Origin of the sequence: Ferdinandcohnia sp. FSL W7-1320, assembly GCF_038050315.1 — a bacterium.
Lineage (GTDB): Bacteria > Bacillota > Bacilli > Bacillales > Bacillaceae_L > Ferdinandcohnia > Ferdinandcohnia aciditolerans.
The window spans coordinates 3,410,922-3,423,538 of the sequence record NZ_JBBPAM010000001.1 but is presented as its reverse complement, the minus strand read 5'-3'; the positions used below and the strand labels follow the sequence as shown (position 1 = coordinate 3,423,538).

The following is a 12,617-nucleotide window of genomic DNA, read 5'->3' as shown; positions in this document are numbered from 1 at the left end:
CAAGGGAAGGTAGAATGAACAACGTTGAGTCTGAAGATGAGGTATCTTCGGACACGGGACATAAAAAACATCGTGGTTGAGTCCGAAGTCTAGTAATTTGAATTTTTTATAAGATGAAATCCGTATTAGGCGTTAATTTATCAAATAAAAGCGTGAATTCATATGTGAATTCACGCTAAAAATGTACTGTGATTTACTGTTTGGAACCTTGGAGCGGAACCCTTAGCTCATCCTTTTAAAATTAGTAGATTCGGTCACCATTAAAGATTGAGTTCTTAACGATCACATAATCAACGTGGCGGATGGAATCTAGTTTCGTTCCACCAGCATAAGAGATAGAGGACTGAAGGTCTTGTTCCATTTCTTTTAGTGTATCCTTTAATGAACCTTTGTGCTCCACATAGATTTTCTTACCTTCAACATTTTTCTTTTCACCTTTTTGGAATTCAGAAGCTGAACCGAAGTATTCCTTAACTAACTTACCTTCGACTTCTGTTGTTTCACCTGGGGACTCTTCATGTCCTGCGAAAAGGGATCCAATCATCACCATTTTTGCACCGAAACGTATTGATTTTGCGATATCACCATGAGTACGGATACCACCGTCAGCAATAATTGGCTTAGTTGCAGCCTTCGCACACCAACGAAGTGCAGCTAGTTGCCAGCCGCCAGTTCCAAATCCAGTTTTAATTTTTGTGATACACACTTTACCAGGCCCGATTCCAACCTTTGTAGCATCAGCTCCAGCATTCTCTAGTTCTCTTACTGCTTCTGGTGTACCAACGTTACCCGCAATTACGAAGCTTTTTGGTAAATGTGCTTTAATATGTTTAATCATTTCGATAACTGAATTTGAATGTCCATGTGCAATGTCAATTGTAATAAATTCAGGTACAAGATTTTCTTCAGCAAGTTGTTCCACGAAAGTGTATTCCTCAGGCTTTACTCCAACACTGATAGAAGCAATTAAACCGCGAGATTGCATATCCTTAATAAAATCAACACGTTTTTCTGGGTTGAAACGGTGCATGATATAGAAATAGCCATTTTCAGCTAAAAATAGTGCAATGTTCTCGTCTATAATAGTCTGCATGTTTGCAGGGACAACCGGAAGTTTAAATGTGTGGCCGCCAAATTCGACTGTAGTGTCACACTCTGAACGACTGTTAACAATACATTTTGCAGGGATTAACTGAATATCTTCATAATCAAATACATTTTCCATTCAAAAAACACTCCTAAAACCGAATATTATTTTCTTGGTTGTTTAATAATGTTCGTACATTAGATAATTTACATGATTTTTAAACCGTTGTCAAAGCATTTTTAGTATTGACCTACGAAATAAGGAATAACCAAGAAAAAAAGCCTGCGTTGTTCGCAAGCTTGCACTATAAAATATCATTCAATTCTGAATCAGAATAAACGGAGATTAAGATTACAGCCTTTGTATCTCCAATGTTTTTAACGAAATGAGGGACGCTTGCATTCCAGCTGAAAGAATCTCCCTCTTCAACTATAACTGAATCTTCCCCTTGTTCAGCAAGAATTTTCCCTTGTAAGACCAAGTGGCATTCCTCCCCTTCATGGGCGTTAGGTTCTCCCATTGAAGCACCAGGTGGACATTCTACAATCATCATACGTAGCCCACCCTTAGAGGTGAGGTGTTCCACTTTTAAATTGTTAAAGGAGGTAGTTGTTCTATCATCTTTACGGATGACACGCATATGTTCTTTCTTTTCCAATAACAAGTAGGGAAGTGGAATCTCAAGAAAATCAGCGATTGTTTTTAGTGTATTTATGGATGGAGATGTATTATTGTTTTCTACATTACTAATGAATCCTTTTGATAGACCAGTGCCTTCACACATTTGGGCGATTGTGATCTTTTTTCGGTTTCGTATCGCACGAATTTTTGTACCAATATCCATATCTGTACCTCACATGTTTTCTAGTATGAAACTTAATTTAATAGTAGCAAAAAAAGTGTTGACAAGCTACTAAGTATATTGTTATCTTATAAACAACAAATATTCATATTAGAAAACAACAAGAACCGTTTAAGGTTTTTCTTTTTTTGGTCTCTCGGTTCACTAATATGAATATTTTATTTCTATAAAAATATTACTCGATTAGATTACTAATTAGTAAATAACATCCAAGGAGGGGGACATTACTTGAATTCACCATTTACCTATGAACTTCGCCATCCTACAACAATTGATCCCGATAAAAAATATCCTGCTCTATTTTTAATGCACGGTATGGGGAGCAATGAACAAGATCTTCTTTCGTTAGTAAAAGGGTTGGAGGATATTTTTTATATATTTAGTATTCGTGGGCCATTAGCACAGCCACCGGGTTATGCATTCTTTACAATTGAGGGGTATGGCAAACCGCACAGAGAGGTATTCGACAAAAGCATTGGTCAACTGAAGAATTTTCTTGACTATGCTTCGAAAAATTATTCGATTGATCAAGAAAATATATATTTATTAGGATTTAGCCAAGGTGCCATTGTTTCAATGACTTTAGGGCTCGCCTTAGGAAATCGTATTAAGGGTATTGTTGCATTGAGTGGGTATATTCCTGCCTTCGTTAAAAAGGACTATGATACACAACCCGTCGAAAACCTTTCTATCTTCATTTCTCATGGGGAAAATGATCCTGTTCTTCCTTTTGAATGGGGAGTGGAGAGTAAGGAGTTTTTTGAAAAGCAAATGGCAATTGTAAGTTTTCATTCTTATCCAGAAGGACATACCGTTTCATTACAAAATTATCGTGATTTAATTGAATGGATCACTAACATTCTAAAAAATGGGGGAAATACAAATGGAAAATAAATTTGAATTAGGTCAATTAATTATTAGAGTGGTTTTAGGTATTACGTTTTTTATTCATGGGCTAGATAAGTTCCAAGGAGGAGTTGAAAATACTGCTGGTTGGTTTGAGAGCATAGGAATTCCTGGTGTTGTGGCTTATGGTGTAGCAATTATTGAATTTGTTGGAGGACTTATGTTAGTTCTTGGCTTATTTAGTCGAATCGTTTCTATTCTTTTTGCTGTAGTCATGGTTGGAGCCATTGTGAAAGTAAAACTTGCAATAGGGTTTCTAGGAAACGGTCAGATGGCAGGTTATGAATTAGACCTAGCGTTTCTTGCAATGGCTATGATGCTCGCAATAACTGGTTCTAAGGCACTTGCTCTTGACCAATTTATTGGTAAAGGGAAAGAGAATAAGACAACTTCAGTAAACTAATTAAAAGAAGCATTACCTCCTGTGAGGTAATGCTTCTTACTTAAACTTTACATTGATTACGACAACTTCAGATCTTGTTCCAAGCCTGAGGGGAGGACCCCATGTACCGAATCCAGATGACACAATTGAATTTAACTCTTCTTTTTTCAACAAGCCGTAATCATTTTCATAAAGCAGGTTGGTTAGTAGATTTCCAGGAAATAGTTGTCCTCGATGAGTATGACCAGACAGAATTAAGTCGATTCCGCTTTTCATGGCTTCATCAAGTTCATTTGGTTGATGGTCTAACATAATCAATGGTTTTGAATGTTCAAGGTGTGCAATAAGCTCGTTTATTCCAGCGCGATCATCATCAGTATCATCATTTCTTCCTATTAGATAAAAATCATTTTCTATCATGGTAACTTCATCTGTTAAAACCTCAATCCCGTGCTTTTCCATTTCTTCGACAATTTTTTCATCATCATTACCGTAATAATCATGATTTCCAAGTGTAGCATATACTCCAAGCGGTGCCTTGATTTCCGTCATGATTTTACCCATATTCTTCTGTAAAAATGGTTCAATATGATCGTCGATTAGATCACCAGGGATTAACACGATATCTGGACTAGTTTCTTCTACTAAATGGGCGAACTTTTTAAGATGGTTTTCACCAACAATACTACCCAGGTGAAAATCTGAAGCCATTAAGATTTTCAAATTGTCCCGTTCAGAGCTTTTGTTAATCGTAACTTCATAGTTCCTCTCAACTGGACTCCATGCATAGTAAGTTCCGACACTCAAAATAAGGACATACGTAAAAATTACACCAAAGCCAATTATGCGAATACCTTTCTTTTTAAATAGGAAGAATAATAGAATTGCAATGGGCAAAAGGACGAGTCCATAGCCTGTTAATGTTAACCAATAATAACCAATTGTCTGTAAGACTGCAGAGGAAGTTGAGTAACCCACAAAAATGCTTAATGATAAAACAAGTATAACCAATATGTATGTCTTTTTATGTCGAAATGAAAATGAGTGTTCAAGCCAGTTCCATCCCATATACCCAAAAAAGAAGCACATACCACAATAAACTAAGAGAAATAGGAAAATTGCAAGAAAAAACATAGTTCGAATAGCCCTTTCCAAAAAAAGTAATTTCTATTACAGTAGTATAATTGAAAGAGATTGTTTCGTCTTTCAATTTGCTCTTTTTTGTAAAGGAAAAGTGGTCATAATTTTGAAGGATCTAACGTATTTTATAAAAGTTTGTAAAAATGGTGTACAGGCTGGATTGTAAGGGGATACATAAGTTGCAAGAAAATTTCGGGGTTTTTTAGGACTCTTGACATTTTAAAGAAACGTAGTAAAGTAAGTGAATGTACCGCAAATGTAAATTTTATTACGTATGTTAATAATTTGTTCATATTTACTTGATAGAATGGTTTTTGAGTTTTCGTAGAAGAGATAATAATTTTTTTGTTTATATCGAAGGTAGGTGCAATCATGAAAAAGAACATTCTAAAACGTGGTCAAAATATCTTCACTAGCTTTTTTGGCTTTTATTTATTAGCAGTTTTTCTCCTATGGATGAAAACATTTATTTCACAATCAACTGAATTTAACTTAAATATTGATAACTCTTTACAGACATTTCTATTATTATTAAATCCACTTGGATCGGCTTTATTTTTCTTAGGTTTTTCATTTTTGGGTAAAGGGAAGAAAAGATATAGAAGACTTCTTATTATCTATTTTCTAATGTCATTCCTTTTATACGCTAATATTATGTATTACCGATTCTTTAGTGACTTTATTACATTGCCAACATTGTTTCAAACTCAAAACTTTGGAGATGTAAGTGGAAGTATTACTTCTCTTTTAAAACCATATGATTTCTTGTTCTTTGTTGACTTTTTTGTATTGGTAGCACTTATGGTCTTCAAAGTTATCAAGGTTGAAACAACAACAAGCTTGAGAGGAATTAAAGTGGCTGCATTATTCGCTTTTGCGATTTTGATTTCAGCTGTAAACCTTACTCTTGCAGAGGCTGATCGTCCACAACTTTTAACACGTGGATTTGACCGCCACTACATTGTGAAATATCTTGGTATGTACAACTATACCATTTATGATGCTGTTCAAAGCACAAAAGCTTCAACGCAAAGAGCGTTAGCAGACAGCAATGACAGTATTGAAGTGATTAACTATACGAAGGCAAACTATGCTGAACCGAATCCGGAGTATTTTGGAGTAGGTAAAGGGATGAACGTTATTTACCTTCACCTTGAATCCATGCAGAACTTTTTAATTGACTACAAGGTGAACGGGGAAGAAGTAACGCCATTTCTTAACTCACTAACTAAAGAAGAAAATACAATGTATTTTGATAATTTCTTCCATCAAACTGCTCAAGGTAAGACTGCAGATGCGGAGTTTATTCTTGAAAACTCAATGTATGGTCTACCGCAGGGTTCAGCCTTTACAACAAAAGGTATGAACACATATCAAGCGGCACCAGCAATTCTTGGTCAGCAAGGCTATACGTCAGCTGTGTTCCACGGTAACTCAGGAAGCTTCTGGAACCGTAATGAAATTTATAAGTCTTTTGGCTATAATCACTTCTTTGATTCAAGCTTTTATCAAATGAATTCAGAAGATCTTGCTGAATATGGACTTATGGATAAGCCATTTTATGAACAGTCTGCGGATTTAATAGATACATTACCGCAACCATTTTACTCAAAATTTATTACAGTAACGCATCACTATCCGTACAAAATCAGTGAAGAGGATGCAACTATTGCGCCTCATACAACAGGTGATCGTTCTGTTGATGGATATTTCCAAACTGCACGTTATGCAGATGAAGCTTTAGAGCAATTCTTCAATGACTTAAAAGAAAAAGGATTATACGATAATTCGATAATCATTATGTATGGTGATCACTATGGTATTTCGGAAAACCATAATAAAGCCATGAAGCAAGTATTAGAAAAAGAAGAAATAACTGCTTTTGATAATGCATCTCTACAGCGAGTACCATTGTTTATTCGTGTTCCAGGAATGGAAGGTGGGGTTAAGCATCAATACGGTGGTCAAATCGACCTTCTTCCAACACTTCTACACTTGCTTGGAATTGATACAAAAGAGTATGTTCAATTTGGAACTGATTTATTATCTGAACAGCATGATCAAGTAGTACCATTCCGTAATGGTGATTTCGTAAGTCCAACTATTTCATCAGTCGATGGTAAGTTTTATGATTCTACGACTGGAGTTGAAGTTGCAGAAGATCAATTAGATTCTGCAAAGAAACTTCAAGACATCGTTGAAGAAAAATTAGCCACTTCTGATAAAGTTGTAAATGGAGACTTGTTACGTTTCTATACACCACCAGGTTTTGAACCTGTTGATCGTTCAGATTACAATTATTTAATTGATGAAGAATCAGCTGAATAATAAGTAGAAGCTACCTAAGGAGTTCTTAGGTAGCTTTTTTGATGGCAAAAGGGGATTTTGGGGCAGTATAACGGATATGAGAATATGTCAATGTATTGATAATCGTAAGGAGAAGTCGTGATGAATAAGAGTAAACATTCAGGTGACAGTAGATACAAGGTTGCTAAAAAAGAGGCAGTTATTGGGATAGGACTAGCGGTTTTTAACTTCCTATGGTGGTTTGGCTTTGCATATGGTCTAGGGTCAAAGCCTGTTAAAGAGTATACATATATTTTGGGTTTGCCTAGCTGGTTTTTTTACAGTTGTGTGGTTGGTTTTTTAGTTGTTGTTATGTTAGTCATCATTCTTGTAAAAATGGTATTTAAAGAGGTACCGTTTGATGAAAACGAGGGAGGTGACTCCTTATGAATTGGGGAGTATTGATACCTTTCATAGCTTTATTAGTGATTATTTTTATTGTGGGTATATATGCAGCAGGCCGTTTAAAAGAGAGTACTGGATTTCTCCAAGATTATTTTCTTGGGAGTCGGGAGTTAGGTGGATTTGTACTTGCAATGACAATGGTCGCTACCTATGGAAGTGCCAGTAGCTTTATTGGCGGCCCTGGCGCTGCTTACACGATGGGGCTAGGATGGGTACTACTGGCGATGATACAAGTAGTTACCGGTTATTTTGTTCTTGCGGTTTTAGGGAAAAAATTTGCGATTGTTGCACGAAAAATACATGCTGTTACACTCATTGATTTTTTAAAGGAGCGATACAAATCAAAATGGGTGGTTTTGCTATCAGCAGGCAGTATAATTATCTTTTTGTTTGCGTCAATGTCCGCCCAATGGGTAGGTGGGGGAAGATTAATTGAATCGTTAACAGGTTTGTCCTATACGAGTTCTTTGTTCATTTTTGCACTTTCCATTTTAATTTATGTAACGATTGGTGGATTTCGAGCTGTAGCTTTAACAGAGACGATACAAGGGATCATCATGTTTATTGGGACTTTAATCATCCTAATTGGAACAATTATCGCTGGCGGTGGTGTACCAGCGATAATGAAAGAGCTGGTATCTGAAAATCCAAGTCTCGTATCACCGTTCGGCCATGATGGCTCCCTTACTCCCTTATATTTATCATCCTTTTGGATTCTTGTAGGGATTGGAGTTGTTGGATTGCCACAAATAGCTGTCCGAGCTATGTCGTACAGGCATTCAAAGGCAATGCACCAAGCGAAGATAATTGGGACCATAGTTGTTGGATTTATTATGCTTGGTATGCATTTATCAGGGGTATTCGCAAGAGCCATTATTCCGGGGGTTGACGTTCCTGATACGGTTATGCCATTGCTTGCAATGGAGGTATTACCGGCTTGGTTAGCTGGAGTTGTTCTTTCTGCACCGATGGCAGCGATTATGTCTACCGTTAACTCCTTATTATTAATCGTTGGTTCATCGATTGTAAAAGATATCTACCTGAACTACATAAAACCTGATGCATCAGATATAACAGTTAAAAGACTGAGTATGTCGGTCACAGGGTTGATTGGAATTCTTGTCTTTTTATTAGCAATCAACCCTCCTGATCTACTCATTTGGTTGAATTTGTTTGCGTTTGGTGGTCTTGAAGCAGCTTTTATCTGGCCAGTTGTACTTGGTTTATATTGGAGAAAAGGTAATAAATATGGGGCTATTTCTTCCATTCTTGTAGGAGTGGGAAGTTATATTCTAATTCATACAATCTCACCAGAACCATTTGGTATGCATTCAGTTGTCCTGCCAGTACTATTCTCCCTCATTTCGTACATTGGTGTGAGCTTACTGGTGAAGGAAAAAGACCTCGAACATTTACGTAATATGGATGCGAAATTTTATTAATCGACAAGTGTGCACTTGTCGATTTTTTTATGATGGCCGAATACAGTTCAATATGATACGATTTGAACAAAAGAAATTAGCTTAAGGGAGGTTTTACGCTTTGAAAAATTTGAAGATTGCGTCAATACCTGGGGATGGGATAGGGAAAGAAGTAGTTCCTGCAGCGATAGAGGTTTTACATACAGTAGCAGGCATACATGGTGGTTTGAAATTTGATTTTATCGAGTTTCCATATAGCTGCGAATATTATTTAGAGCATGGTGATATGATGGCACCAGATGGTCTTGAACGATTAAAGGATTTTGATGCCATATTCCTTGGGGCGGTTGGAAATGTGAAGCTTGTTCCCGATCATATTTCCCTTTGGGGGCTATTAATAAAGCTTCGTCGTGAATTTGAGCAAGTGATTAACATTCGACCTGCAAAACTTTTAAAAGGAATTCGTTCACCCCTATTTAACCCGAAGGACTTTGATTTACTTGTCGTTCGAGAAAATAGTGAAGGGGAATATAGTTCTGTTGGAGGCAGAATTTTTCAAGGAGAAGAAGAAATAGCGATTCAAAATGCAATTTTTTCAAGAAAGGCAACAGAACGGGCGATGCGCTATGCGTTTGAATTGGCGAAGAAGCGCAAACAACATGTAACCAGTGCGACCAAATCAAATGGAATTATCTATTCAATGCCATTTTGGGATGAAATATTTCAGGACGTAGCGAAGGATTATCCTGAAATTAGGACAGACTCACAGCATATTGACGCTTTAGCGGCCTTCTTTGTGACGCGTCCAGAACGGTTTGATGTTATTGTTGCAAGTAATCTTTTCGGAGATGTTTTAACAGATCTAGGTGCTGCCATTATGGGGAGTATTGGTGTTGCGCCAGCTGCGAATATTAATGTGAATGGAAAATATCCTTCGATGTTTGAGCCTGTGCACGGGTCTGCTCCAGATATCATTGGGAAAGGGATCGCAAATCCAATCGGTCAAATTTGGACAGCGAAAATGATGTTAGACCATTTTGGTGAAGAGGAACTTGGTTCGCAGTTGTTAAGTGTTATTGAGAGTGTAACAAGTGATGGCATTTACACCGCGGATATCGGTGGGACTCATTTGACGTCTGAGGTTACAACCGAGATCATTGCTAGATTAAAAGCATAATAGAAAATGTGAAAATTATTTCCTATACATAAAAAAACCCCCACGATAAATGGGGGTTAACCGCGATAAACACTATCACATGTATTTGCCTGTGGTTCGTAATAACAATGGTCTTTGAATTGTCCTGCAAATGGTTGACCGTACCAGGTAGGTGGACATGGAGCATATGGATTAAAATACCAAAGTGAATACTTTGAAGGATGCTCTCGCCAAAAAGTTAAGGTTTGCCTTGCCAATTTTCTTTCAACCTCTCTTGCGGGGTTATAGAATAGATTCCCTTTTTGTACCGCTTCAAAGGAAAAGTTTCCTCCTTGTACTTGATAAATCACGTCCCTAATTGTTCTTACATCTTTAAAATCTAAACAATCCGCTACAGCTCGATTGACAATGACGTTACCAACCATAAGCATGCCTTGGCGACCTTCGCCTTCAGCTTCTGCCCTCATCATCCTTGCTACTAAATCAACGTCTTTGTTTGTATGTTTTACTCTTGCCATTTTCCATCACCTCTACAAAAATTGTATGAAAACTGACTCAAAAGATGTCGGTTTTCAATAAATTTAACTCCAATTTCCAAACTGATACCCCACTGGTCACCAAAAATATGCTATTTTTGTTTATTGATTCAACTTCTATAAAAATAGGAAATAATGAAACTTTATTGATATTGTTATCGTAAATATGTTGAATACGATTTTTCATAAGGAGCTGCTAGAAGTGAGTGATATAAAATTAGAAAATCAATTATCCCCCGCTTTTCCCAAAATTAGAATAATATCTGAATCGATTTCGAATATTATCGGATTTTTGGTGCTGGGATTATTGTTCTGGTTGAATTATTATTTTTCCTGGCCAAATTGGGCTTTTTGGATTTTGATTGCTTTGTTCGCGTTTGCCATCCTCGGAGCGATTTGGTCATTTATTGAACCCCACTTGAATTATCGAAACTGGAGTTATCAATTTGATGATGAATACCTTCAAATGCGTTATGGAGTTCTAACGAAAGAATGGGTGACCGTGCCAATGACGAAAATCCAGTCCGTTTCGACAATTCAAGGTCCCATTCTGAAAAAATATCATGCAAGTTCCATTAAAATCGAAACAATGGGTTCATCTCATACAATACCTGCTTTGGAAGAGGGGATTGCTCTCGAATTAAGAGAGAGATTAGCAGATTATGCAAAGTTAAAGGAAGTTGATGAATAATGAAATACCACCCACTCGGTATTGGTTTCAAGATCTATCAACTAATAAAGAACAACTTCATCTTGTTGGTACTATTGTTTATTATTCAAAGAGATTCAGAGTCTTGGTACTTTGTATATGGAAGGTATGCGTTTTTAGTATTTGTTTTCTTGCGATTGCTTTACATAGTAGCTAGTTGGTTTGTGGAAAAATATGAGTGGAAAGACCGTACTTTCCTAATCCATAAAGGACTTTTTGTGAAGAATACAAGCACTATTCCGTTTTCGAGAATCCAAAACGTCACTCGAAAAACCACCTTCTTTCATAAAATTGCTGGTTTGACATCTCTTACTTTTGAAACCGCAATGGACGGAGAAGATGATTCAATCCATTTTGACGTTATATCAAAGAAACATGCCGATTTTCTAATTGACCTCGTTCAGACTGGTAAGGAGCAGGCGGGAGCGCCACAATTTAAAAATGTAAAGTCAATTCATGAAAATCATGCACTAGATGCTAAAGATGAAAAGTTAGTAGAAAAATACGATGATGTTGTACAAGCATTCGTAGAAAGTGGACAACAAAATGACTTGGAAATAAGCCGTCATGTTCATTTTTCGCCAGAAAGGAAGGACCTATGGAAGGCTAGTTTTACATCCCTAAGCTTCCTAGCTATTATTCCGATTATTTTTGCTGGACTGGATACGTTAAGTACATTCTTACCTGATACCAATCAGCTGGAAGGAGTACTTGAGGTCTTGCTTGCAAGTAAATGGCTATTTGTTATTGTTCTGATTATTGCTATCATTATTGCCGTTACATTTGGTGTGGCACGAACATTTATCCGGTATGGAAAATATGAAATTTCTTCAGATGCACGATATATCTTTATAGACCGAGGGGTACTTGATGAAAGTTATTTTGCGATTGAAAAAAAGAAAATTCAGGGTCTAGAGATAAGGCAAACGTTGTTGAAGCGAATATTTGGGTTAGCGGAAGTAAAATTAATCAGTTCTGCGAATCCAAATAAAGGCGATGAATCCATCAATGTGAATTCACTTTATCCATTTTTACCTCTCCAAAAAGCATATGAATTAATTGAAGAATTGCTACCAATCTATCAGGTGAAATTAAGTAAATTAGAAAGGTTACCTCGTAAATCGTTATGGGTAAAATTACTGAAACCAAGCTGGTTATGGCTTATAGTAACAATTGGATTATTTTACTTTAAACCTGAACTTTTTGATATTAAGCAATTCTGGTGGATCTTGTCTGTTGTCTTCCTATGCATCATTGTCTTGCAAAGGTTTCTTGATTATCATCATACGAGATATGCTGTAAATGAGACCCAAGTACAATGGTGGCAAGGTGGACTAACAAGTCGCATGTTTATAACCAAAAGAAGACATTTGATTGAAATGTCCTACTCTCAATCTAGATTACAAAAACTTTTCCAAGTTGCTTCCATTACAACGATGAATCGTTCAATCCCAACACATATTGAGACCATTAAAGATATTCCATTACCGTTTGCTCAAGCATTTGAAGAATGGTACTTAAAGCGTCGGGAAGATGTTGATCTTGTTGAAGAACAAAGTAGCAACCAAACGGTATCTAAATAACCGGGGAAACCGTCCATTGAAATCAGAAGCCCTTTCATTTGCTATCTATTTCCTAACTTGTAATAATAAAGGAAATGAATATGA

Annotated in this window: 12 protein-coding genes; 8 read left to right on the top strand and 4 right to left on the bottom strand. The window is 36.7% G+C overall.

Translation table 11 applies throughout. From position 1 onward, the window contains the following. Positions 1-241: 241 nt before the first annotated feature. Positions 242-1,225, bottom strand: a complete 984-nt coding sequence (gene guaC, locus NST91_RS16955; RefSeq protein WP_341332088.1) for a GMP reductase — start codon at positions 1,223-1,225, stop codon at positions 242-244. Positions 1,226-1,391: 166 nt separating this feature from the next. Further along, positions 1,392-1,931, bottom strand: coding sequence for a helix-turn-helix domain-containing protein (locus NST91_RS16950; protein ID WP_341332087.1), 540 nt, complete (start codon positions 1,929-1,931; stop codon positions 1,392-1,394). A 246-nt stretch (positions 1,932-2,177) separates the two neighbouring features. On the opposite strand from NST91_RS16950, the gene NST91_RS16945 reads away from it, so the two are divergent. After that, positions 2,178-2,843: an alpha/beta hydrolase gene (locus NST91_RS16945; RefSeq protein WP_341332086.1), complete on the top strand. Its 666-nt coding sequence runs from the start codon at positions 2,178-2,180 to the stop codon at positions 2,841-2,843. Next, positions 2,833-3,258 carry a DoxX family protein gene (locus tag NST91_RS16940; RefSeq protein ID WP_341332085.1) on the top strand — a complete coding sequence of 142 codons (426 nt, stop codon included), beginning with the start codon at positions 2,833-2,835 and terminating at the stop codon, positions 3,256-3,258. The genes NST91_RS16945 and NST91_RS16940 overlap by 11 nt, the downstream gene beginning before the upstream one ends. 36 nt (positions 3,259-3,294) lie before the next feature. Here NST91_RS16940 and NST91_RS16935 read toward each other — a convergent pair whose 3' ends face one another. Next, positions 3,295-4,248 carry a metallophosphoesterase gene (locus NST91_RS16935; protein WP_341332084.1) on the bottom strand — a complete coding sequence of 318 codons (954 nt, stop codon included), beginning with the start codon at positions 4,246-4,248 and terminating at the stop codon, positions 3,295-3,297. 501 nt (positions 4,249-4,749) lie between these two features. On the opposite strand from NST91_RS16935, the gene ltaS reads away from it, so the two are divergent. The 4 genes from ltaS (at position 4,750) to NST91_RS16915 (ending at position 9,726) form a co-directional block, all read left to right on the top strand. Further along, on the top strand, positions 4,750-6,705 hold the full coding sequence (gene ltaS, locus NST91_RS16930) for a lipoteichoic acid synthase (RefSeq protein WP_341332083.1): 1,956 nt from the start codon (positions 4,750-4,752) through the stop codon (positions 6,703-6,705). A 120-nt stretch (positions 6,706-6,825) separates the two neighbouring features. Further along, entirely contained in the window at positions 6,826-7,113 is a 288-nt protein-coding gene (locus NST91_RS16925; protein ID WP_341332082.1) for a YhdT family protein, read from the top strand. Beyond that, on the top strand, positions 7,110-8,570 hold the full coding sequence (gene panF, locus NST91_RS16920; protein ID WP_341332081.1) for a sodium/pantothenate symporter: 1,461 nt from the start codon (positions 7,110-7,112) through the stop codon (positions 8,568-8,570). Before NST91_RS16925 ends, panF begins: the two co-directional genes overlap by 4 nt. 100 nt (positions 8,571-8,670) lie before the next feature. Continuing rightward, entirely contained in the window at positions 8,671-9,726 is a 1,056-nt protein-coding gene (locus NST91_RS16915; RefSeq protein ID WP_341332080.1) for a tartrate dehydrogenase, read from the top strand. Between the two features lie 56 nt (positions 9,727-9,782). Here NST91_RS16915 and NST91_RS16910 read toward each other — a convergent pair whose 3' ends face one another. After that, complete coding sequence (locus tag NST91_RS16910; RefSeq protein ID WP_121445095.1) at positions 9,783-10,223, bottom strand: cell wall hydrolase; 441 nt, start codon at positions 10,221-10,223, stop codon at positions 9,783-9,785. A 220-nt stretch (positions 10,224-10,443) separates the two neighbouring features. On the opposite strand from NST91_RS16910, the gene NST91_RS16905 reads away from it, so the two are divergent. Together NST91_RS16905 and NST91_RS16900 are read left to right on the top strand one after the other, a co-directional pair. Further along, positions 10,444-10,932 (top strand): PH domain-containing protein, encoded by a 489-nt coding sequence (locus NST91_RS16905; RefSeq protein WP_341332079.1) that lies wholly within the window; start codon positions 10,444-10,446, stop codon positions 10,930-10,932. Then, a complete protein-coding gene (locus NST91_RS16900) occupies positions 10,932-12,533 on the top strand; it encodes a PH domain-containing protein (protein ID WP_341332078.1) in 1,602 nt (533 codons plus the stop codon). Before NST91_RS16905 ends, NST91_RS16900 begins: the two co-directional genes overlap by 1 nt. The last annotated feature ends 84 nt before the right edge of the window (positions 12,534-12,617 follow it).